Source organism: Bacillota bacterium (assembly GCA_013178305.1).
Lineage (GTDB): Bacteria > Bacillota > Sulfobacillia > JABLXB01 > JABLXB01 > JABLXB01.
Genome location: JABLXB010000001.1, coordinates 18,448 through 40,442, shown reverse-complemented (window position 1 = coordinate 40,442; position 21,995 = coordinate 18,448). Strand labels below are relative to the sequence as shown.

Below are 21,995 nucleotides of genomic sequence, written 5' to 3'. Positions count from 1 at the left end.
GGGGGGAAACCGAATAGGACGCTGGCTTAAGGTGTGCATTGTCACTGTGATCCTGGTGGGCGGTGTCACGCTCGCCCTGTCCTGGGCCGGCTCGCTGGTGCCGCGCGGTGATTACGCGCTGGTGCTGGTCACGGAGACCAACACGCGGGGGCTGCTTGCCATACCACCGGAGGGAGACGCCCCGCGCGCGGTCGCGCTTGACGAGCGCGCCCGCACGCTGCGGCCACTGGTGCCCGAATGCGCGCCGGACCGGAGCACCCGCGCGCTGGTGGTATACGAGGTCGAATGCGCCGGGGTTCGCGTACTCAGCGAGGCTCACAGGGTTCGGAAGACGCCCTGGCATTTCGATGCCGGTGGACCGGTAACCGCCCTGTCTCCATACCCGGGTCCGGGTGGCGGCGCCGGGCCGGCCCGCGCAGTTGACGCGCTTGGCGCCCCCGCCGGCCCGGCCGGGTGGGGACTGCCACTCGTTGACAATACGATGCGGTTGTATTCAGCCCGGATAACCATCTCGGAACTGGCGCGGGACGGCACGGTTACGCTCGATGTCGGGGGCCGGAGCGTTTCGCTCAAGCCGGGCGAGGCGTGGACCGGGGCGCGCGTGCGTGACGGCAGCGCGGTCCTCGAGTTGTCGCCCGGTACCGGCTGGGAAACGTCGCTCAGGCGGGCGTTCGCGAGCGGGGCGCCCGTCACGCGCCTGGACGTCTTCAACTACGGCCTGTGGCGGAAGGAGCGTGTGCAGGAGTGCGGCTACTGAGACCTGCGTACACAGTGGCGACCGTGGCGGCCACCGCCGTTCTCGGCGCCGTGATGGCGATCGCCTGCTCCGGCGCGTGTGAGGCCGCGCTTCCGGACACGCGACGACCGGCTGACCGCGTGCCCGTGGTACTCGTGCACGGCGCGTTCTCGAGCCCGGACCAGTGCTGGGGCGCCGAGAACGATACGGGTGGATTGTACTCGTTCCTGACCGGCCGGGGATACGAGCCCGGCGTCACCCTATTCCGCCTCGACTACTCCGACGATCCCGCCGGCGATTATGCGCAGTTGTACCGGCGCCTTGGGGCCTTTGTCGAACTCGCGAGGGCGAGGGCGGGGATTCCGGCTGTCGACATAGTGGCGCACAGCACGGGCGCGCTGCTCGCGCGGTACTACGTCAATAGCCCCTCATACGCTGGCGGTGTCCGGAACCTCGTCATGATCAGTCCTCCCAACAACGGCTCTTTCCTGGCGACCGCGCTGCGCTCGGCGCTTGCCAGGATCGCGCACGAGGCCCATCGCTTCGACGGTCCGCGGCCCGCGAAGCAACCCGGGAAATCGCAGGTTAGTCGCGAATTTCCCGAGTTCCGGGACGAATTCGATTACGTTTCCAGGAGGGCGGCTACGTTCTACGAACCCCTGTACGGCGATTTCCTCCTGGACACGCGCGTCCTCGGACCCGCCGGCGCGGCTGGGCGCGGCCGGTTCGAGGACTGGCTCGAGCGGGAGAGGGCGGACGCGTACCGCGCGTGCTTCACCGGCGCCCTGGACCCACCCCTGCAACCTGACTGGGACATGGGGGAGGCTCCGCCCCCGGGGAAGGATCTGACCAGGGCCTACTACGAGAGGATCGCGCTTGAGGTTGGGAGGCACAACTACGTGAGGTTTGCCGGGACCGGCGGTACGCTCGCCGACGTGATGCTGCGCTCGCCGCTTCCGCTCACCGGGGACGTCAAGCAGATCGCGCGGGAGTACGCTCTGCGCCTGCTCGCGTACTACGCCGCCCGGCTTGGCGACCTGGCCGTCACGAAGGGAAAGGAGATTGCAGCGGGCTTTCTCGACTCGAGACTTGGGTTGAGGGCGGACTCGGCGGTGCTCCGCCGGCTGGTCACCCGCGAGATCAGGGTGGCGCGATCGTCTCAGGCGCTTCCGGCCAACCATTTCCTGAACCGGTGGAATGAAGCCGAGACCGCGACGAGGTGGGCCGCCGGACAGCCGGTGAGGTACGTCACCGTCACCGGCGGGGCGCTGCTGCCGAGCCTGCCGCTGTCCGGGGAGACCGGCGAAAACGACGGCGCCGTCGAGGTTCTCTCCTCGCACCTTCCCCAGTGCCCCGATGACGTGTTCAGAGTGTTCCGGGGAGCGGTGTGGCCACACCACGGCGCGTTCGTACGGCGGCCCGAGGTCCATCGATTCGTTGCGTCGCAGCTGGAATGTTATTACCCCGTGAAGTGCGCCCATACGCCGTCGTTCCGTAGCGGGTGGCTCAAGTGGTGGAGATGGTCGGAAACCGGCCACCTTTCCGCATCGGCGTGGGAGCCGTCGTACGTCCTGGTGGACGGGGCCTCGCTGGACGGCCACGGCGGCACACTGACGATCAGGGTGTCGCACGAGGGCACCCCCGCCGGCGTCGCCCTGAAAGGGTGGGTACACCGGTTCTCGCGCGATGGGTCCTGGGCCGGCAGGGAGGAGATCCCCCTGGGGCAGACGGGCGTAGGTCAGGCGGGTCCCGGGCAGGCTGGTGATGGCGCCGCACACTCAGCATTGGCCGCGGTTGCCCGCTTCGGCTCGGACCTCGGAAAGGTACTCATAGGATTCAGATTGACCGGGGAATGCAGATCTGACAGTGACCTGAGGAGGTTGGAGCGGCTCGACGTCGCCGTCCGGTACTCCCTCGCCTTCGAGCCCGATGGGAACGACGCGGGCGCCGGCGCGACGCCCGAGGGCGACGGACCGGCCCCCGGCTCGGTCCCCGGACAGGATGCCACTCCGGGCACTACTCCCCGGCAGGCGGACGCCTCCACGGGGATACCCACGATTCACGTTGTGAGGACGTCGAGGCAAACCGTCCCAAGTTCATCGCTGACAGGCGAACATAGCGTGTGGGAATGGGATTTCGGCGACGGACAGGCTCTTACCGACCAGGAAGCGGGCCCAGTATCGTCTGCCCGGCATTCGTTCGAGCGGCCGGGCAGGTATTGCGTGCGCGCGCGGTCGAGGGATTCCCGCGGCAAGGTGCTGAGGGAAGAGACGTGGGACGTCACCGCCGGCGAAGACGCGTCCGCGGAACCGTTGGAGTTCACCGCGGGTGGTCCGGACCCCGGCGTCAGAGTCGTTGTTTCCGGGCCTCAGATGTGGGTGACGGGTCGCCCTGCGGTGTTCCGGGTGTCGGTGGACGCGTCGCCGTCCGGCGCCGAGGCGAAGCAGGTCATCACCGTTGAGCCCGGCCGGGAATTCCGGGTGGCCTGGCAGAGGCCGGGGGTGTTCGAGGTCAAGGCGGCCGCCAGGGTGAGGCTGACCTTCAAGCGGCCGGGCGGAAGAGTGTCGGTGACCAGGACCTACACGGGCTCCACCAGCGTCAAGGTGGTGGCCACGGCTGTAACCGGATAGGCGGCGTGGCTGAATGCGCGACGGTGGGCGTCTCGGACCCTGCGGCGCTGGCCGTGAGTGCTGTAAGGATGTTCCGGAAGGAATTCCGCCGTGGGAAGCCAAGAACTAGGGAGGCCGCCGGCCGTCGCCCGGGCGGCCGGGCCGGGCAGCCGAGACGGCCGGGCAGATGCGGTGGAGACGGTCGTTTGCGCCGGCCGGAGGGTCAGGGGGGTTGCGCCACGCCCGTTATAGAGATGAGCGGCATCACCAAGATCTACACTATCGGCGAGGTGCAGGTGCAGGCGCTCGCGGGAGTCGACTTCGTGGTGAACGAGGGGGAGATGACCGCGATCATGGGACCGTCTGGTTCGGGAAAGTCGACCTTGATGAACATAATCGGCTGCCTCGACCGCGCGAGTTCCGGCACTTACCTGCTGGCCGGCGAGGACGTGACCGAGAAGGACGATAACGAACTCGCGCACATCCGCAACCGGCGGATCGGTTTCGTGTTCCAGTCGTTCAACCTCCTACCGAGGTTGACCGCGATGGAGAACGTCGCGCTACCGCTCGTATACAGGGGCATCCCGGTCAGGGACAGGCTCGAGCGGGCCTTGGAAGCGCTTGCGTCCGTTGGCCTGGATTCGAGGACGCACCACAGGCCAAACCAGCTCTCGGGTGGCCAGCAGCAGAGGGTCGCCATCGCGCGGGCTCTTTGCTCGAACCCGTCGATCCTGCTGGCGGACGAGCCTACAGGGAACCTGGACTCAAGGGCTGGCGACGAGGTACTCTCGATATTCAAGGGATTGAACGCGGCGGGCATGACCGTCGTGGTCGTGACGCACGACCAGAACGTCGCGGCGCATTGCAGGCGGATCATACGCCTGCGCGACGGCCGTGTGGTCAGCGACGAGACCAACGCGGGAGCCGGTGTCGGAGGCGGCAACACACAGTGAGAGTTATCCAGTGTGCCTGGGATTTCCTGATGAGCGTCCCCCGCGACAGGCGGTGGCTTACCCTGCTCATTCCGGTGAATCTGCTGGGTTCGTTGTACGGTTTCAACTGGTACAAGGAGCAACTGGCCGGTACCGCGCTCAGGTACTGGCCGGTTGTCCCCGACTCTCCACTTTCGTGCCTGCTATTCAGTTTTGTCCTTATACTGATCTACGCGAGAAAGCGGTTCCGCCCGCTCGAGGGTGTAGCGTATATCTCTATGCTAAAATACGGGTTCTGGACGATGTTCGTGTTCGCCCAGGCCTGGATCGCTCGTAAGGCCGCATTTCCCGAGGAGATGTTCCTCTTCGCGAGCCACTTCGGCATGGCGATCGAGGCGGTCCTGTTCTCACGGTACTTCTCCCCGGGCAGGCCCGCCATACTCGCGTGCGGGTTGTGGTCTGTGTTCAACGACTACATGGACTATTTCAGGGGTTTTCACCCGACACTCCCGATGATGGAGTTCTACCAGTCGGTCCGCGTGGTCAGTATGGCGAGCACGTACATCGTGATCCTGGGACTCATCCTCTGGGGCAGGGACCGATCCACGGAGCTGGGCGCCGGATGAAGTGGGTGATGAGCGTAAGCCTCGGCGACCCCGCACGCGATCACTCGGCTGAGGTCTCCGCAGCCGGTGAGCGCGTGCTCGTGGAACGGCGCGGCACGGGCGGCGACATACGCCGGGCTCAGGACATCATCAGGCGATACGATGGCAGGGTCGACGCGTTCGGCCTCGGCGGCGTGAACCTCTATTACAGGGCGGGCGCATCCAGGTACAGGATCCGCGAGGGGTGGGTACTGCGCGAGTACGCGCGCTCTTCCCCTGTCGCCGACGGGGCGTTCGTGAAAGAGTACATCGAGCCGTCGATCGTTGACGAGCTCCAACGGTGCGGCGTACGGTTCCACGGAAGGAAGGCCCTCGTAGCCTCGGCGCTGGACCGCTGGGACCTGGCGGCAGCGCTTGAACGCGCCGGCTGCGAGGTGGGGGTCTGCGACGCCGCGCTTGCGCTTCGCCTCCCGTTCGTGTTTAATGGTCTACGGCGGTTCGCGGTGGCGGCCAGGGTGACCATGCCGGTCCTGCGGCACGTCCCGCTGAGGTACCTGTACCCGAGCCGCATACAGCCCGGCAGGCGCGTGGAGACGGCCGGCCTGCGGCGTGGGCCCGACTTCTCCGGGGCGGACGTCCTCGCGGGCGATTCTTACATGTTGTGGAGGGCCATGCCCCTCGATCTCCGGGGGAAGACGGTCGTGTTGAGCACGGCCACGCAGGCGGAAATCGATGAGGCGCTCGCGAGGGGTGCCGCATTTGTGGCCACCACCTCTCCCGGCATCGACGGGAGGTCGTATGGAGCCAACGTCCTCGAGGCGCTGATTTCCGCCCTGGACGGCAGGCCCCCTGAGCGGATCCCCCGGCGGCAGTACCTTGAGATGTGGGAGCGACTCGGCCTGCGGTTCAGGGTGGAGCGAGGCGAGGCGCTTGCCGGGTGCGCCGGGTGGCCATGCTAGTAGCCCTGGCGCATCGACTCGCGGACGAGGTCGGCGACCATCTTCCGCATCCCGGGGGAGGACAGGAGCTCCCTGATGGCCCTCTCGGCCTCCGGGGACTTCAAGGCAGCGGCGAACGCCTCGCGCGCTTCCGGGGTGTAGAGGGCGTCCCTGAGCGCCTTGCGCGCCTCCTCGGACGTGGAGATGGCGTCGATCATCTGCTTGACGAGCGCCTGCCTGTCGAGGACGGTTTCGGGCATCATGGACTCGAGCATCAACCGCGTTTCATCGCTGCGGAGCATGTCCTGGATGGCCTCCCTGACCATGCCGCGGATGTCCCACGGTCGAACGGGGGAGCCGCCATGGCCGGCGGGAAGCGCGTCTGTTACGATAAGGGCTATTGACGCAACGGTTGACAACAGCACCACGACTATGACGACGAGCGGCCAGGACCTGGACTTCAAAGGAATCGCCTCCGGATTCCTAATGTGCCCAATCCCAGGCTGATTATCCAGGAACTGTAGCCCCGCGGCGGAGAAGGGTGAATCGGATGTATCCAGTGATCGCGAGATGGGGACCTGTATCTGTGCACTCGTACGGGCTCATGCTCGGACTGGCGTTCGTGGCCGGCTCCATACTGGCCTCGCGCGAGGCCGAGCGCAAGGGTATCGGCGGGGAGTGGATGTATGACTTCCTGCTGGTGACGCTCCTGGCCGGGGTAATTGTGAGCCACGCACTCTACGTGGTTCTCAACCTGGGTCTCTACGTTTCCAACCCCTGGACGATCCTTAACATAACCGAGGAAGGATTGTCGCTCCATGGGGCGCTTGCGGCTGGTGTCATCGTCGCCTTGTGGTTCTGCAGGAAGAGGGGGGTCTCGTTCTACACGCTCGCAGATACACTCGCCCCCTCCGTTGCGCTCGGGATCGGGATCGGGCGCTGGGGCTGCTTTTTCAACGGCTGCTGCTACGGAGTTCCCACCTCGGGGTCGTGGGGCGTGCTCACGCGATATGCTCCCGGGCTCAGGTATCCGACCCAGATCTACGAATCGATCGCGGCGTTTGCGCTGTTTGCCCTGTTGTGGTCCGTCAGGTCGAAGATGAAGGCTGACGGACAGGTGTTCACGCTCTTCCTCCTGATGTATTCGGTGATCAGGTTTTTCGTGGAGTTCTTCAGGGAGTCCGCCTACCTCGGTCCGCTGACCTATGCACAGGCTGCGAGCATCCTGATAGTGGCGGTCGCGCTGTACTGGTTCTACAGGCTGGACCGGCGGAGCGACTCACCGGAGCCAAAGTAGTCCCGACAACGACAGTGGAACGATGCGGGGATCTGGGACATCGACCCCGTCTTCCTGCGTGACCAGTATGCCGAAGGGGGCGTTGTAAGCCGTCTTCTCAATGAAAGCCCTCAATCCACGCGTGTCTTCATGGGCATCGATACGGCGACGATACTTGACTTCGACAGGTACCCGGCGCGTGCCGATCGTCAAGACGAAGTCGACTTCAGGTTCGGCGCCACGGGCGGGAGAGTGGGCAACATCAAGGTGAGGTATGGACGATAGGAAGTAGCCGGCCACGCTCTCTGCCAGGTGGCCCGCGATATCAGTCAGATGCGGATTGGCCGCCAGTTCATTGGGGTCCAGCGGGACCACTTCCTGCAGGAGGCTAGCCCGCAGCGCGTGGTCGCAGAGACATATCTTCGCCGGGCTCTTCTTTTTCTTCAGACGCAGTTCAAGAGGCTGAATAAGGCGGATCAGCAGGGTGCCGTCGAGAAATCTTAGATAGTCCAGAATCCGGGTCCAGCCGATGTTTCCAGCCAGAGCCTGCTGGATCTCCGGGACCATCACTGCCTGTCCGGCCGCCTGCCCCGCATACCTGCACGCGAGCCGGAATACCTCCTCAAGCAGTTTCTCATCACGGCGCTTGCCCCGGGCTCCCAGGCGGAGGTCGTGTTGAATAGCCCTCTTGACCACTGTCTCGTTCAGGTAGTGAGCCACCTCGGGCCAAGGCAGTCCAGACTGCTCGTGGGCTACCGGATAGCCTCCGCGATCCGAGAAAGCTGCAAACGCTCTCGACCGCGTCTCAATGTCGCTGCTGATGAGGCCCCTCGCAGCGCGCCAGAATTCTATTTTCCCGAGATTATCGAGGCCGTTGTCCTCAAGTACAGGCTTGCCTGAATAACCGAACCGGATGCCGGCGATCTCGCGCAGCAGGAATGACCCCAACTCGAGTGTCGTTATGCGACCGGCGAGGCTATCTCTCCCACCCTCTATCCTCAGGGACGAGCTCCCCGTGATCAGCACCCTTACGGTATGATTGTCTACAAGACTTTTCACCTGTGGCGCCCAGTTGTCGAGGTTTTGGACCTCGTCGAAGAACAGGTAGGCAGGCGATCCGTCCCTGGCCGATTCGTTAAACGTCCTGCCCAACACCGTATCCTCGAACCAACGGGCAACAGCGAGGATAGGCTCTTCAACCTCCTTTATGACCTTGAGCTCGTCGAACGGAACATACAGGATCCTGGCCGGATCTACGTCAGTATCGAGGAAGTGCTCGATGATCTGGCGCAGCAAAACCGTTTTCCCCACTCTCCGCGGGCCACGAAGCACAACCGCCGGGGTCATGCCGCCACAGAGAGACCGTACCATCCGGTCAAAGAGCCAACGGCGAAATGCCGGCACGAGCGGTCCAGGGCGGCCTCTCCACCATGGGTTAACTGAGTACAGGTGGTCTACCAGACCCGGCGGAAGCCGGTTGCCGGCAGAAGTAAACCCTCCGAACGTGAGCTGTCCCTCCATTTCCGCTCACCCCCGAAGTTGATTCCTCTTGTTGCGGAGCACGCCATGCGGAATACGCTTATCTTACCTGTTAGTCTTTGCCATGGTAGTTCGTTCGTATTAGCCCCATTACCTTCAATAATCCGTTTTCACTTGCGCCATCGGCTGATGAACTCAACGAGGCGAACTCCCTCACCTGACACCCTGCCTGAACAGGACGTACGAATATACGACAGGCGCCACGATGCCGCCGATCACCAGACCGAAGTGAATTGCGGCCGCAACCGGGGTGTTGAACGGCAGGGCCAACAGCGACAACGCGCCACCGAGCACTATGGTGCGGCCCCCCCAGCGGTGCGTCCTCCTCCAGTTTTCCTCGCTTGCCAGCGTCCATGGCACCCTGATACCGATGAACCAGTTCTGCTTCAGCCTGCCCATCTGGTCGCCGAGCGCTATGAACATGAGCGAGATTCCCAGCCTGACAACCAGGGACGTGTCGATCAGGTATCCCAGGCCCGCCAGTATGCTCACCAGGTACACGGCGTTGAAGAACAGGACTATCACGGCCCTGATGACGCTGTAGGCGCCCGCGAATCTCTCGTAGTTCTGTTTGAATGGGTCAAGGGCCGGGAGCAGGCCGAACAGCCCGATTAGCGCCAGTATCAGCGCCGGCAGGAAGAACACGGCGAACGTCTTACCCGACCAGCCGTCGATCTCACCGCGCCAGTTCCAGTGCGTTGGCACCTTGTCGGGAAGCCTGGGGTACGCCCACAACCCGATCGCGAGACAGGCGAGCGTCACCAGCACGAGCGGCAGGCTTCCCCGGAAGGACTTGAACCTAGTCGCGCCTTGCATGACGCTTCCGACCTCCCATCATTGATATCACCCAGCTTGCCACATCCTCAAAAACCGTGGTGTTGATGCTGTATCTCATGAACTGCCCCTGCTTTTCGACAGTGACCAGGCCCGCTTCCTTGAGTATATTCAGGTGGTGTGAGATGGAGGGTTTCGATATGTCGAACTTGTCGGCTATCTCGCCGGCCGTCATGTCGCCCTCGTTCAGATACTCGAGTATCTCACGCCTGGTCGAGTCGGACAGGGCGAAGAACACGTTCTTCATGATATCCCTCCCTGGCACAGGCGTTAGACATTTAGCCAATCGTCTAAATATCAGCATTAGAGTACAACGCGATGGAGAAGGTGTCAATACCGCCGGGGTTTTCGTGTGGGGTTTTCGGGGGCTGCGGCAGGCTGCGGCCTGCCGCAAGGAATAACGCGTCGCGAAGCGAAGGGTATGATCCGGTCTGGTTGAGACGATACCGCGTGGAAGGGTGAGCGCTGGCACATGTCCGGGACATCGGGCGGCGGTCCGCCGAGGATTGTGGACCTCGGGATGATCGGGGTAGCCGTTTCGTGGGGTATGAACCACGTCATCCTGAAGCACACACTCGGTAACATGCAGCCGCTGGCCCTGAACTCGGTACGACTCAGCGTGGGGTCTGTCGTGCTCCTGTCTATGCTATGGTTGATCGAAAGGGACTTGCGGGTCCAGCCGTCCGACCTCAAGTGGTTCATCGCCACGGGCCTCGTCGGTCACACGCTCTACCAGTACCTGTTCATACAGGGACTGAACCTGACGCTGGCGGGGAAGACCTCGGTCATCCTGGCCACGATGCCCGCCTTCGTAGCATTCATCACCCAGTACATGGGGCGGGAGTCCTACACCATGCGCGCCTGGTCGGGGATCATGATCTCGCTCGCCGGTGTCCTCCTGGTAACCACTGGGGGGCGCGGCGTCGACATGGCTCAAGGTACTCTTGCAGGAGATCTGCTGATAGTCGGGGCGACGCTATGCTGGTCGCTGTATACGGTGCTGATGAAGCCTCTCCTCGGAGGGTACTCGGTGCTGAAGGCGACGGCGTTGACCATGGCTATGGGGACCGGCCCGCTCGTGTTGCTGTCGGTTCCAGCGCTTCAACGGCAGGACTGGGTCTCGGTGACACCGTTGTCGTGGGGCGCGCTGTCGTTCTCCGCCCTGGTACCGATCTCGCTCGGCTATATTCTCTGGAGCTGGGGGGTCAAGCGTATAGGTAGCGCGCGAACCGCGGTGTACCAGAACATCAGCCCGGTGATAGCGAGTATCGGCGGGTTGATGTTCCTCGGAGAACGGTGGGTGCTCGTCCAGATGCTGGGCGCGATCCTCATAGTCGCGGGCGTGACGCAGGTCAGGTCGGGTGTGCGCCCGGCCCCCGCTGTCCGCACCGGCGATTGAGCGCGACCGGCTCTTGCGCGGTGCCTCGGGTCAGTATGTCGCGCCTCTCGCCTCGATCCTCCACCTTCCGCAGAACCTGCCGTCCGCGAACACGTGGTAGAAGTCGTGGAGGTTCACCGTGGTGCATATGTGGCTCGGCTTGAAGAACAGCCGGTCGCCCAGTGATACTGGCAAGCCGGCGGGATTGTCGAGACAGGCATGCTCCTCGGAGAGGCGTACGACCCGTACCGAGCCGGGCGACAGTGGGGCTGGCGCAGCGGCCGGCGAACCGGCCGGCAGCCACGCGGAGGGCTCCGGCAGCCCGAACTCCGTTGTCATGGACTTCAGGCCCGCGTCCACCACGCAGAGGCCCGGCTCAGGGACGCTGATCACGGTCGTCACCACGTAAAGCGCCTGTTCGAACGGCAAGTCCAATGACGAGTATTTCGTGTCCATGAACACGTAGGACCCGGGCTCGATCTCCGTGAAGGCTTCGTGCGCGCCTGTCATGTCGTACGTCCCCGTCCCGCCGCCGCTCACTATTTCACACGTGAGGCCATGATCCTCCAGCAGGCGCCGCGTACCGCCGATCACTTCATTCGCGGTATGGCATGCCTCGCGCCGCGCCTCCCGCGGCGCCAGCATGACGGCATGACCCTCGTAACCGAGCAGCCCTTTGAACTCCAGCCCTGGCAGAGACGCAACGAGCGAGGCCAGGCGCAGCGCGTCCGCGGCAGTGCGGACGCCGCACCTCTTCATTCCGACGTCAACCTCGACGAGCACGCCCGCCCTCGAGCCCGCCCGCGAGACCGCCTCGGACAGCGCCCGCGCGTTGGACTCGCAGTCGACCGCCACCTTGACGTCTGCCAGATGGCAGAGACCGGCGAGGCGGGCGAGCTTGTCCTCCCCGACCACCTGGTTCGCGATGAGTACGTCGGCGATACCGTTATGCACCATTACCTCGGCTTCTCCGAGCTTTGCGCAAGTGATCCCTGCAGCGCCGTGGTCGATTTGGAGCCGCGCGACATCGGGCGACTTGTGCGTCTTGGCGTGGGGTCTCACGTTCACGCCCGTCGACCCGGCGAACTCCTTCATCCGAGCCAGGTTCCTTTTCACGGCATTCAGGTCAACTGCGAGATACGGCGTGGGAATTCGTTCGTGGTTCAACGCGCACCATCTCCCGTGTCAGTTTACTGCAACACCTACATTATACAGGGGATACCGCAGCGGAGGAACGCCTGGGGGCGGGTCGCATCGCACAGGTCACATCGCCACAGGTCACATCGCCACGACGAGGAAAGCGCCTGACGCTAGGCCGACGATAGTGCCTGAGACCAGCGCGTGGCCGTAGGACAGGCTGATCCCTTCCGGATACAGGCGTACTGTGATGAACAGCATTGCGCCCCCGGCGGCCCCGAGTGAAAGCGCCAGGCCGGCCCTGGAGATCTCGCCGATCATGGCTCCCACCAGGGCCCCGAGGGCCATCGGAAGCCCCGCTGCAGCCGCCGCGAGGACGACTCCCGGCTGGGATGCGCCCCCCAGCCTCAGCATGGTCGCCATCGCCAGTCCTTCCGGCACGTCGTGCAGTCCGATGAGAACCGCGATCTTGAGCCCGAGCCGGACGGTCGCAACATAACCTGACCCCACGGCCAGGCCCTCCGCGAAGTTGTGGGCGGCTATCCCCAGCCCGACAACGATGCCCGCCTGAAGATAGCCCGCCAGGCGCGCGAGGGGCCTTTGCTGGCGAGTGACTGGCCTCCACCGGTGCCCCGGCCGCAGCGGGTAGTCGTGGGGCTGTTCTGCGCGACCACCCGCGGGGAGGGCCATGTCGGTCGCAGCCATCGCGAGTATTCCCGCGAACGTGCCAATGAGGCCGGCCAACGGGGACGCTCTCGTGGCCTCGGGGATGAGGTCGAGCAAGGTCACCGCGAGCATCATCCCGCTGGAGAATCCCACCATTGCCGCGAATGCCTTCCGGTCGGGTTCCCGGTACATGGCGGCGAGCAGGCCTCCCAGCCCGGTGCCGAGTACGCCGGAGGCGGCCCCGAGCAGGCTCGCGCGAAAAAGGGACCCCCCGAACATCTTACTCACACCACCTCGCCCATGTTGGGTGCTGCCCCGCGGGCGATGCAAGAACACTGCGCCCCGCGGGGGTATACCCGTTAGAGGGTATGGCCGCCACCGGCGTTTTAGGCTTGGCCCGGAAACCGCTGAAAGAGGTTCCGGTGCGCTGTGGGCAGAATCTGACGGTGTGTCGCTGATGGGCATTCTATGAAGCGGGGCTGGAGGGATGCGGGGCTCATGATACCGGGACCAGGCGGACCGGCCGGCACGACGACGCGCGTCGTGCTGATGCCGGAAGGGCGAAGCATCGTGGTGGACAGGGGGACGTCCCTGGCCGAGGCTATCTCCCGTGTTGCGGTGTTCGACCTGCCGTGCGGTGGGAGGGGAGTGTGCGGCCGGTGTGCCGTCAAGGTTGACGGGCAGCTGTCGCCTCCGGACCCATCCGAGAGAGAACGGCTCGGCGACGCCGCGCTGGCGGCGGGATTCAGGCTCGCGTGCAGGGCCTTGATCGAGGGGGATGTCGTGGTCACTCTCGACGCCCCGGCCGGGGCGCAGTTCGCCGGGGGCAAGGATACAGCCGCTACCATTCCCGCCGTATCGCTTCTCCGGGGGAGCCTGCAGGCCTCGCACGGCGGCTCGCGCGGCGCCCCGCTCGGCGAGGTCCCCGCCCCGTTCGAGTACAGCCCGTGCGTACGTCTCGCCGAGGTTACGGTCGAGGCGCCGTCCCTTGCATCGCAGAAGGACGACCTCTCGAGGCTGAAGACCGCCCTGGGGGCGACGTTCGCGGGACGGGCGGCCCAGTGGCCGGACCGATCCAGGGGTAGCCTAGAATTCGGGCTTTCATCACTTCGCAGCATCCCCCGGGCATTGAGGGCTGAAAGCGGCAGGGTGTCGGTTACGGCGGGTTTGAACCGCGTCGTGAGTGTGGTGCCCCACGTTACTGGTGATGGCGCCCCGGCTCCAGGCCCCTGGGGGCTCGCTCTGGATGTCGGGACCACCACGCTTGCCGCCTACCTCCTCGACCTCGGGTGGCCGGGGGACGCGGCCGCGCGCGGCCCTGCGACCGTCGCCGCGCTTTCCACGACAAACCCGCAGGTGAGTGCCGGGGCCGACCTGATTTCGCGAATAACCTACTCTTCCGCCAAAGCGGGTGGCGTCGAGGAGATGCGTCTCCTGGTGCTCCGCGGGTTCAACATGCTGATCGCGAGGCTGGCCGAGACCGCGGGCATCACCGCCGGCCAGATCGTCGCTGCCAGCGTCGTGGGGAATACGTGCATGTCGTCTTTCTTCCTCGGTATAGACCCCGAGGCGCTCGGCAGGTCACCGTATATCCCCCCGGTACTCGAACCCCTTACGTACACGGCCGGGGACCTCGGGCTGGGGATCCACCCCGAAGCCGAGGTGTGGATCGCCCCGGGGATAGCGGGGTACGTGGGTGGCGACACTGTGGCTGTCGGGACGGTCGTGGAGGCACTCGATCCGTCCGGCACCTGGCTGGCGGTCGACATAGGGACCAACGGTGAGGTCCTGCTAAAGAAGGGCGACCGGCTGCTGGCATGCTCCACCGCAGCAGGGCCGGCGTTCGAGGGCGGGCAGATCGCGTCCGGGATGAGGGCGGCTCCAGGGGCGATAGTCGACGTCCGCCTCTCCCGTGGGGCGGGCTCCCCGGGTGTACCGGACAGCGTGACCGTGCTGGGCGGGGGCCCTCCCAGGGGGCTCTGCGGCTCGGGGCTCATCCGCGCCGTTCGCGAAATGCTTCTCGCCAGTGTGATTGACCCGCGCGGCAGGTTCAGCGACCGCGACGTCATGGCAAGTGGCTATGTCCTCGGCAGGGACGCCGCGGGGAACCCCGTCCAGTTGACTCAGAGGGACGTGCGGCAGCTCCAGCTCGCAAAGGCCGCCATACGTACGGGGATCGAGCTTCTGATGGAGCGGGCCGGAATCGCGACCGGCGACCTCGATGTGGTGTGCCTTGCAGGGGCGTTCGGCAATCATATCAGGCCCGATGACGCCGTGGGCCTCGGACTCTTGCCGGCTGTGGACGTTTCTCGCGTAAGGGCCATCGGCAACGCCGCGGGGACCGGGGCGCAGCTGTACCTCCTCTCGGTGGAGGCGCGCCGGAGGGCGGCGCGGATAGCGTCAACCGCCGAGCACGTGGAACTCTCGGCGATGCCTTCGTTCCAGGATGCCTTCGTAAGGAACATCGAGTTCCCCGCGCCCGGCGTGGGCGGGCACTGAAGACCATGACACGATTCGAACGAGTTATGATGGCGATACGCAGGGAGCGGGAACCGGACAGGGTCCCCTGGGGTGAACTCGGGATCGAGGCCGGCGCCGCGCGTAACCTGCTTAGCGAGATGAAAGGCGGGAAGCCGGACCGGCTCTCGATCGAACTGGAGATGGAAGCCATTGACGCTCTCGGGATGGACATCGCTCCAGTGAATGCCGGCGCGCCCGGGTTCGAGGATCGCGTCAGGCGCTACCGGCTCGAGACCGACGCGTTCGTCCTCTGCGTGGTGGGGGGCGGCTTCTACGAGTGCATGTCCGGCATGGGCTTCGACCGGTTCATGCTGGGCCTCAGGCTCGATCGCCCGGCAATCCAGGAAGGCATCGCCGCCGCGATTGCCCGGAACACCTCGGCCGCGCTTGAGGCCGTCGATTCCGGCGCGCACGGCATCCTCATCGGAGACGACATCGCATACTCGGGCGGGACGTACCTGTCGCCGCGCGATCTCAGAGTGCTGCTGTTTCCGCGGCTTGGCGAGATGGTGACCGCCATAAAGCACGCGGGTTGTGTACCTTTCTTCCATTCCGACGGGGACTTGAACGCGGTGTTTGAAGACCTGGTTTCCCTCGGGTTTGAGGTAATCCACTCGCTGGAACCGTCGGCGGGGATGGACCTCCGCTCTCTCAAGCGCGCCTATGGCGAGCGCGTCTGCCTGATGGGGAACGTCGAGGTGGAGAGGCTTGCGGTGTCACCCGCCGGCGAAGTAGAGGACGCTGTCCGCGAGGCAATCTCCGCCGGCGCCCCGGGCGGGGGGTTCATCCTGTCGAGCTCGAGCGGCGTGGTGAGGACCGCCCTGCCCATCGCGCACATACTTGCCTTCAGGAAGGCCCTGGTCGAATACGGAAGATACCACGTCCGGCCCGCAGGGTAGCGGCGCTGCTATTCGACCGCTATCGCCCCCACGGGGCACGAATCCGCCGCCTCCCGGCAGCATTCCGCACTGCAGTCGGAGTTTTCCTTGACGAATGCTTTCTCGTCGTCCCCCATGGCGAACACGTCGGGGCAGATTTCCGGACAAAGGCCGCAGCTGATGCATAAATCCTTGTCTACCATCGCTTTCACGGACTATCGACCCCCATTGACTCCCTGCGCAGGCTCTTCTGATAAAATTGACCGCCACAGGTTGCTCTATTCGCCATACCGATACCTGTCTCCGCCCGCGTTCACCGGCCTTCCGGCCGCCCGCCACTCGCCTTTCTTTGAGACCGTGGTCGTGCTATATTTAGATTTGCTGGAGCCGGCAAATCCGGCAAATGATCGTGGAACAGGAGAATTTCGCATGGAGGGTCGCATCGTCGCGGTGTGTCATAGCGACCGCAAGGGTGTCAGGAAAACCGATATCGGAGAAGGGGCTCTCAAGGAAGGGTTCGGGCTGGAAGGTGATGCCCACGGAGGCGACTGGCACCGCCAGGTGAGCCTGCTGTCGGTGTCCAGCATCGACAAGATGCGCGGGAGGGGCCTCGATGTGGGTTACGGGGATTTCGCCGAAAACCTGACAATCGAGGGCCTGGACGTCTGGTCGTTGCCTGTCGGCGCCCGTCTCGAGGCGGGCGAGGCGTTGCTGGAAGTCACCCAGATCGGCAAGGAATGCCACGCCGGCTGCGCGATATTCCGCCAGGTGGGCGAGTGCATAATGCCGCGCGAGGGCGTGTTCGCGCGGGTAGTTAGAGGGGGACGTGTCAGGAGGGGCGATCCGGTGAGGGTCGTCGGGGATGCGGGCCGGGATGGGTCGTAGGGCCTGGACCCGCAGCGACACCCTGGTGATCGCAGCGGCACTCGCACTGGCTGCCCTGCTGTGGGTGGGTTTTTTGGTACTCCGACCGAAGGAGCCAGCCGCAGTCGTGGTTGTCAACGTGATGGGAACTGACGCCGAACGCATCCCGTTGACCGGCGGCGAAAGCGTCAGGCGGACGGTCCGGGGGTTCATCGGCAATAGCACCTTCGAGATTTCGGGCGGCCGCGTCAGGATGCTCTCCTCCGACTGCCCGGACAAGGTGTGCATACGGATGGGATGGGCTGCGCAGCCGGGCCAGGTCATAGTCTGCCTGCCCAACCGGGTCGTCCTGAAGGTCGAATCGAAGTGAACAGGGGCCACACGTTCAAACTGGTCTACCTGTCGACTCTAAGCGCGCTCGCCGTGGCTCTCCACGCCGTTGAGGCATTGATCCCTGTACCCTACATATTCCCGGGAGCCAAGCTTGGACTGGCCAACGTCGTAGCCGTTCACGTGATATACACGTACGGGCTGGTTGAAGGGCTGGTCGTCACGGGCGTCCGGACCGTGCTCGGTAGCCTCCTTGGCGGGTTCCTCCTCGGCGCGACTTTCATACTGAGCGCGGCTGGAGGGCTTGCCAGTACCGCAGTCATGGGTGTACTCGTCGTGACCGGCCGCGAGCGGCTAAGCCCCGTCGGCGTAAGCGTGGTGGGAGCCATCACTCACAACGTTGCCCAGCTCGTTGCGGCGGGACTCATAACGAGGCAACCGGCCCTGGTTTACTACCTGCCGGCGCTGCTGGCCTTCGGCCTGCCGACCGGTGTACTGGTAGGCTTGATTTCACTGAGGCTCAAGCCTCTCGAGGGTCTCATACGGTCGCTGCTCGGGCCGGGTGAATCCGGCAGCTGAAGCAGGACGTTCTAAAACAGGACGTTGTCATGATACGGCGAAGAACGGTAGTCGTGGGAGGGACCTGTCAATGCGGCCGGCACGAGTTCCGGATGTGGTTGTCAGGAGACTCGCTCAATACCTCAGGCTTCTCGAAGAACACGGTTTGATGCTCGGCCACTACATATCGTCGCAGGAACTCGCGGAACTTGCCGGCGTGACTCCGGCCCAGGTCAGGAAAGACCTGGCCACGTTCGGGGAGTTCGGCAAACAGGGGGTTGGCTATCCTGCCCGCGACCTGAAGGTCCAGCTCAGGTCGATCCTGAAAACGGACCGTCCAACCAACGTCGCGATACTCGGGATGGGCGAGCTTGGCGCTGCGCTGGCTCGATACCTGACCCGGGAACAGCCGGATGAGGCTTCAAGACCGTTCCGCCTCGTGGCGCTATTCGACGTTGACCCGAACAAGGTCGGCCAACACGTGCAGGGAATCGTGATCGATCACCTGGACGCGCTGGCGGAGCGCGTGGCCGGAAAGGGTGTTCAGATAGCCGTGCTCACTGTGCCCGCGTCTGCCGCCCAGTTCGTGCTGGAGAGGGCGGTGAAGGCGGGCGTCAGGCTGTTTCTGAACTTCGCCCCGGTGAAGCTGAGGGCGCCGGAGGGCGTCAAAGTCAATTCCGCCGACGTCAGCCTCGAACTGCACCAGCTGGCGTTCTACCTGTAGAGAGCGCCTCACCTGGCGTGCCTTACCGGCCCTTTCGAGACCATCGTCCCGCCACTATTCGCCACTATTTCGCTATCACCCGCCGTCATCAACCGTCATCAAGGAAATTATGTCGATAACAGCAGTCTGCTGATGCGATCCATCCATTATCCTTGACATAGCCGGATTAATCAATATACTCTCTTAGAGGAAACTGGCTTGCACAAGGGGTGAATGGGCGGTGGATAAGTCCAGGAGCCACAGGCCTCCCGGCAGGCTCCATGGGCCGGATGAGCCGGTGTACACCATCAGCGTGGCCGCGCGCTTGCTGAGGGTGAGCCCCCAACTGCTGCGCCAGCTCGAGAGAGAGGGGATCCTTGAGCCGGCGCGCACGGATGCGAACGCCAGGCTATACTGCGAGAATGAGCTGGTGCTGCTGAGGCACGTGTGTTCGTTGTTGAGGGAGCACGGTATCAACCTGGCGGGCGTGAAGCACATCCTCGAGATAGAGCGTTCACGGGCCGGCAGTCCCGCGGGCGAGGCCCTCGGTGAGGGGGCAAGTGGGGAGGATTCCATGGATGGGCGCCGTGGGGAGCCCGTGGGCGGCCCCGCAGGTAGACGATGAAGCCGTCGCGCGGGACCACGGAGGCGTGCGGCATCGTATTGTGGAGGTGCATGTATGGCTAAGGTAGTCGGGATCGACCTCGGCACCACGAACTCGGTCATTGCTGTGATGGAGGCCGGCAAGCCTACCGTCATCATCAATTCCGAGGGCTCGCGCCTGACGCCGTCCGTCGTGGGCTTCACGAGGACGGGCGAGCGCCTCGTCGGGCAGCTCGCGCGGCGACAGGCCGTGTTGAACCCCGAGAACACGGTGTTCTCGATCAAGCGTTTCATGGGGCGGCGCTACGAGGAAGTGGCCGAAGAGCGTAAGCGCGTCCCATACCGCGTCACCGCGGGCGGCAACAACGAGGCCCGCGTGAACATCCCCGCAACAGGCAAGGATCTCACTCCGGAGGAGATCTCGTCCATGATCCTCCGGAAGATGAAGGAGGACGCCGAGAAGTACCTCGGCGAGCCGGTCACCAAGGCGGTCATAACCGTCCCGGCGTACTTCAACGACTCGCAGCGACAGGCCACAAAAGACGCCGGCCGCATCGCGGGGCTCGAGGTGCTACGCATCATCAACGAGCCGACCGCCGCGTCGCTGGCCTACGGGATGGACAAGAAGAAGAACGAGACGATCCTCGTGTGGGACCTCGGCGGCGGGACGTTCGACGTGTCTGTTCTTGAGGTCGGCGACGGCGTGTTCGAGGTTAAATCGACGTCCGGCGATACCCATCTCGGTGGCGATGACTACGACCAGCGAATTGTGAACTATCTTGCCGGCGGTTTCATGAAGGAACAGGGGATAGACCTCAGGAAAGACCGCCAGGCCCTGCAGAGATTGATCGAGGCCGCGGAGAAGGCCAAAGTAGAGCTGTCGCAGGTGTACGAGACTAACATCAGCCTGCCGTTCATCACGGCTGACCAGTCCGGGCCGAAGCACCTCGAGATGAAGCTTACCCGCGCTAAGTTCGAGGAGATCACGGCGGACCTGACCGAGAGGTGCATACGGCCTTTCAGGCAGGCGCTCGACGACGCGAAGCTCAAGGTCGAGGCCCTCGACGAGGTGATCCTCGTCGGCGGCGCCACCAGGATGCCGGTCATCCAGGAACTTGTCAACAAATTGACCGGCAAGGAGCCCCACAGGGGCGTGAACCCCGACGAGGTTGTGGCTGTGGGCGCGGCCATCCAGGCGGGCGTCCTGGCGGGGGAGGTCAAGGACATCGTGCTGCTCGACGTCACCCCGCTTACGTTAGGGCTCGAGACGCTCGGCGGCGTGTTCACGCCGCTTATCCAGCGCAACACAACAATACCGACCAAGAAGAGCGAGATCTTCACTACCGCGGCGGACGGCCAGGACACCGTCGAAATCCACGTGTTGCAGGGCGAGAGGTCCATGGCGCGCGACAACCGCACGCTCGGCCGCTTCCACCTGCAGGGCATCCCGCCCGCCCCGCGAGGGATACCGAAAATCGAAGTCACCTTCGACATCGACGCCAACGGCATCCTTAACGTGTCGGCGAAAGACCTCGCTACCAACAAGGAGCAGCGCATTACGCTCACGGCGTCCACGCAGCTCACGCGCGACCAGGTCGAGAACATGGTTGGTGAAGCGCAGAAGCACGCCGAAACTGACAAGAAGGCTCGCGAGGCGGCCGAGGCGAGGAACCGCGCGGACGGCCTGGTCTACAACGTCGAGAAGAACCTCAAGGAGGTCGGCGACAGGCTTGCGCCCGCCGATAAGGCGAACGTAGAGAAGGCCATCCAGGACCTGAAGGAGGCCCTGAAGACCGACGACGTCGAGAGGATCAAGAAGGCCACCGACGACCTGCAGCAGGCGTCTTACAAGGTGGCGGAGGAGCTGTACAGGAAGGCCGGACCGCAGGCCGGGCCCGGTGGCGCTGGTAGTCCGGGTGGTCCTGAAGCCGGCGCAGGCGGCCCGGGCGGACCCGAATCTGGCGCAGGGGGGCCGGGCGGCTTTGGCGGCGGAGCGGGCGGTGCCGGCGGTGGTTCACAGGATGTCTATGACGCGGAGTTCAAGGAGAAGAAGGACGACAAGTGATGGATGATCGAGAGATGAAGGATTCCTGCGGCTCGTGCTGCGACAACAAGGCCGCACAGGCCCCTGATTCACAGGCCCCCGATTCAGCGGTTGCCGGCGACGTTGACGCGCTCCGAGCCGAGGTCGAGTCGCTGAAGGCCAAAGTGGCCGAGAACTGGGATCTGTTCCTCAGATCGCGGGCCGACTTCGACAATTACCGCCGCCGCATGGAGCGCGAAGTCGCTGCGATGATCCGGAGGGGAAAGAAGGACCTTCTCCTGAAGCTGCTCGATGTGGTTGACAACTTCAACCGCGCTCTCGGGACGAAGGATGCCGACGCGGCCACGTTGCGAACGGGGTTGGAGGTCTTGCTGCGACAGGTCGAGGGGATACTCTCGTCCGAGGGCGTCCAGCCGGTTGAATCTGTGGGCAGGAAGTTCGACCCCGCGGTACACGAAGTGATCGCGGTGTGCAGCTCACCCGGCGTAAAAGAGGAAACGGTGACCGACGAGATCCAGAAGGGATACACCCACGAAGGGGACGTCCTCCGTGTCGCCCGTGTTCGAGTGGCGCGGCCCGCGGAGGATGGTGAGAACCCCGCGCAGTGAGGCCCTGTAGCGAGGGCGTGAAGGTCCAGACTATCGGATCCGGAGGGGCCGGGCTTGAATGAGAGTCCCGGCCCTTAAGTCTCGCCGGCGTTAAAGATGTTCCTGAAGCCCGCCATCCCCTGGTATCGGCCAAGGGAACCAACAGGGATGACGCCGTGCTGCGCGAGTATTTCGAATCCCTCTCGAATCCCTCTCGAATCCAGGTACTCTCTCTGGCGGCTAACCTCCACCTCTACT

The 21,995-nt window shown here is 64.4% G+C and carries 23 protein-coding genes; 16 read left to right on the top strand and 7 right to left on the bottom strand.

Features of this window, described 5'->3' with window-relative positions; genetic code table 11:
- Positions 1 to 31 precede the first annotated feature (31 nt).
- From HPY55_00220 to HPY55_00200, 5 genes are all read left to right on the top strand, one after another.
- On the top strand, positions 32 to 757 hold the full coding sequence (locus HPY55_00220; GenBank protein ID NPV69052.1) for a hypothetical protein: 726 nt from the start codon (positions 32 to 34) through the stop codon (positions 755 to 757).
- Between the two features lie 53 nt (positions 758 to 810).
- Positions 811 to 3,366, top strand: a complete 2,556-nt coding sequence (locus HPY55_00215; protein ID NPV69051.1) for a hypothetical protein — start codon at positions 811 to 813, stop codon at positions 3,364 to 3,366.
- Between the two features lie 233 nt (positions 3,367 to 3,599).
- Positions 3,600 to 4,298, top strand: a complete 699-nt coding sequence (locus HPY55_00210) for an ABC transporter ATP-binding protein (GenBank protein ID NPV69050.1) — start codon at positions 3,600 to 3,602, stop codon at positions 4,296 to 4,298.
- On the top strand, positions 4,295 to 4,903 hold the full coding sequence (locus HPY55_00205; protein ID NPV69049.1) for a DUF1405 domain-containing protein: 609 nt from the start codon (positions 4,295 to 4,297) through the stop codon (positions 4,901 to 4,903). The genes HPY55_00210 and HPY55_00205 overlap by 4 nt, the downstream gene beginning before the upstream one ends.
- Positions 4,900 to 5,841: a quinate 5-dehydrogenase gene (locus HPY55_00200; protein NPV69048.1), complete on the top strand. Its 942-nt coding sequence runs from the start codon at positions 4,900 to 4,902 to the stop codon at positions 5,839 to 5,841. Before HPY55_00205 ends, HPY55_00200 begins: the two co-directional genes overlap by 4 nt.
- Here the strand turns inward: HPY55_00200 and HPY55_00195 are convergent.
- The gene (locus HPY55_00195; GenBank protein ID NPV69047.1) at positions 5,838 to 6,284 is read right to left on the bottom strand and encodes a hypothetical protein; all 447 of its coding nucleotides are present in this window, start codon (positions 6,282 to 6,284) and stop codon (positions 5,838 to 5,840) included. The two genes, HPY55_00200 and HPY55_00195, sit on opposite strands and share 4 nt — an antisense overlap.
- A gap of 86 nt (positions 6,285 to 6,370) precedes the next feature.
- Here HPY55_00195 and lgt point away from each other — a divergent pair, with 86 nt between their 5' ends.
- Positions 6,371 to 7,117 carry a prolipoprotein diacylglyceryl transferase gene (gene lgt / locus HPY55_00190; GenBank protein NPV69046.1) on the top strand — a complete coding sequence of 249 codons (747 nt, stop codon included), beginning with the start codon at positions 6,371 to 6,373 and terminating at the stop codon, positions 7,115 to 7,117.
- Here lgt and HPY55_00185 read toward each other — a convergent pair.
- The 3 genes from HPY55_00185 to HPY55_00175 all read right to left on the bottom strand — a co-directional run bounded on the left by HPY55_00185 (position 7,100) and on the right by HPY55_00175 (position 9,716).
- Positions 7,100 to 8,407 (bottom strand): ATP-binding protein, encoded by a 1,308-nt coding sequence (locus HPY55_00185; protein ID NPV69045.1) that lies wholly within the window; start codon positions 8,405 to 8,407, stop codon positions 7,100 to 7,102. The two genes, lgt and HPY55_00185, sit on opposite strands and share 18 nt — an antisense overlap.
- A gap of 381 nt (positions 8,408 to 8,788) precedes the next feature.
- On the bottom strand, positions 8,789 to 9,451 hold the full coding sequence (locus tag HPY55_00180) for a DUF1648 domain-containing protein (protein NPV69044.1): 663 nt from the start codon (positions 9,449 to 9,451) through the stop codon (positions 8,789 to 8,791).
- On the bottom strand, positions 9,435 to 9,716 hold the full coding sequence (locus HPY55_00175; protein ID NPV69043.1) for a winged helix-turn-helix transcriptional regulator: 282 nt from the start codon (positions 9,714 to 9,716) through the stop codon (positions 9,435 to 9,437). The genes HPY55_00180 and HPY55_00175 overlap by 17 nt, the downstream gene beginning before the upstream one ends.
- Before the next feature lie 225 nt (positions 9,717 to 9,941).
- On the opposite strand from HPY55_00175, the gene HPY55_00170 reads away from it, so the two are divergent.
- Positions 9,942 to 10,868, top strand: a complete 927-nt coding sequence (locus HPY55_00170; GenBank protein NPV69042.1) for an EamA family transporter — start codon at positions 9,942 to 9,944, stop codon at positions 10,866 to 10,868.
- Between the two features lie 30 nt (positions 10,869 to 10,898).
- Here the strand turns inward: HPY55_00170 and HPY55_00165 are convergent, their stop codons facing one another.
- Both HPY55_00165 and HPY55_00160 read right to left on the bottom strand, forming a co-directional pair.
- Complete coding sequence (locus HPY55_00165) at positions 10,899 to 11,942, bottom strand: DSD1 family PLP-dependent enzyme (protein NPV69041.1); 1,044 nt, start codon at positions 11,940 to 11,942, stop codon at positions 10,899 to 10,901.
- 183 nt (positions 11,943 to 12,125) lie between these two features.
- Positions 12,126 to 12,929, bottom strand: coding sequence for a hypothetical protein (locus tag HPY55_00160; GenBank protein NPV69040.1), 804 nt, complete (start codon positions 12,927 to 12,929; stop codon positions 12,126 to 12,128).
- Between the two features lie 189 nt (positions 12,930 to 13,118).
- Here HPY55_00160 and HPY55_00155 point away from each other — a divergent pair, with 189 nt between their 5' ends.
- Positions 13,119 to 15,149 carry a DUF4445 domain-containing protein gene (locus tag HPY55_00155; protein ID NPV69039.1) on the top strand — a complete coding sequence of 677 codons (2,031 nt, stop codon included), beginning with the start codon at positions 13,119 to 13,121 and terminating at the stop codon, positions 15,147 to 15,149.
- Positions 15,150 to 15,154: 5 nt separating this feature from the next.
- Positions 15,155 to 16,069, top strand: a complete 915-nt coding sequence (locus tag HPY55_00150) for a hypothetical protein (GenBank protein ID NPV69038.1) — start codon at positions 15,155 to 15,157, stop codon at positions 16,067 to 16,069.
- Between the two features lie 8 nt (positions 16,070 to 16,077).
- Here HPY55_00150 and HPY55_00145 read toward each other — a convergent pair whose 3' ends face one another.
- Positions 16,078 to 16,260, bottom strand: coding sequence for a ferredoxin (locus HPY55_00145; GenBank protein NPV69037.1), 183 nt, complete (start codon positions 16,258 to 16,260; stop codon positions 16,078 to 16,080).
- Between the two features lie 217 nt (positions 16,261 to 16,477).
- Between HPY55_00145 and HPY55_00140 the strand changes: the two genes are divergently transcribed.
- From HPY55_00140 to HPY55_00110, 7 genes are all read left to right on the top strand, one after another.
- A complete protein-coding gene (locus HPY55_00140) occupies positions 16,478 to 16,933 on the top strand; it encodes an MOSC domain-containing protein (GenBank protein NPV69036.1) in 456 nt (151 codons plus the stop codon).
- On the top strand, positions 16,923 to 17,282 hold the full coding sequence (locus tag HPY55_00135; protein ID NPV69035.1) for a NusG domain II-containing protein: 360 nt from the start codon (positions 16,923 to 16,925) through the stop codon (positions 17,280 to 17,282). Before HPY55_00140 ends, HPY55_00135 begins: the two co-directional genes overlap by 11 nt.
- Positions 17,279 to 17,821, top strand: a complete 543-nt coding sequence (locus HPY55_00130) for a Gx transporter family protein (protein ID NPV69034.1) — start codon at positions 17,279 to 17,281, stop codon at positions 17,819 to 17,821. Before HPY55_00135 ends, HPY55_00130 begins: the two co-directional genes overlap by 4 nt.
- Positions 17,822 to 17,891: 70 nt before the next feature.
- Entirely contained in the window at positions 17,892 to 18,524 is a 633-nt protein-coding gene (locus HPY55_00125) for a redox-sensing transcriptional repressor Rex (protein ID NPV69033.1), read from the top strand.
- A gap of 220 nt (positions 18,525 to 18,744) precedes the next feature.
- Positions 18,745 to 19,128, top strand: a complete 384-nt coding sequence (locus HPY55_00120) for a MerR family transcriptional regulator (GenBank protein ID NPV69032.1) — start codon at positions 18,745 to 18,747, stop codon at positions 19,126 to 19,128.
- A gap of 54 nt (positions 19,129 to 19,182) precedes the next feature.
- Positions 19,183 to 21,171 carry a molecular chaperone DnaK gene (gene dnaK, locus HPY55_00115; protein ID NPV69031.1) on the top strand — a complete coding sequence of 663 codons (1,989 nt, stop codon included), beginning with the start codon at positions 19,183 to 19,185 and terminating at the stop codon, positions 21,169 to 21,171.
- The gene (locus HPY55_00110) at positions 21,168 to 21,758 is read left to right on the top strand and encodes a nucleotide exchange factor GrpE (GenBank protein ID NPV69030.1); all 591 of its coding nucleotides are present in this window, start codon (positions 21,168 to 21,170) and stop codon (positions 21,756 to 21,758) included. Before dnaK ends, HPY55_00110 begins: the two co-directional genes overlap by 4 nt.
- Positions 21,759 to 21,995 lie beyond the last annotated feature (237 nt).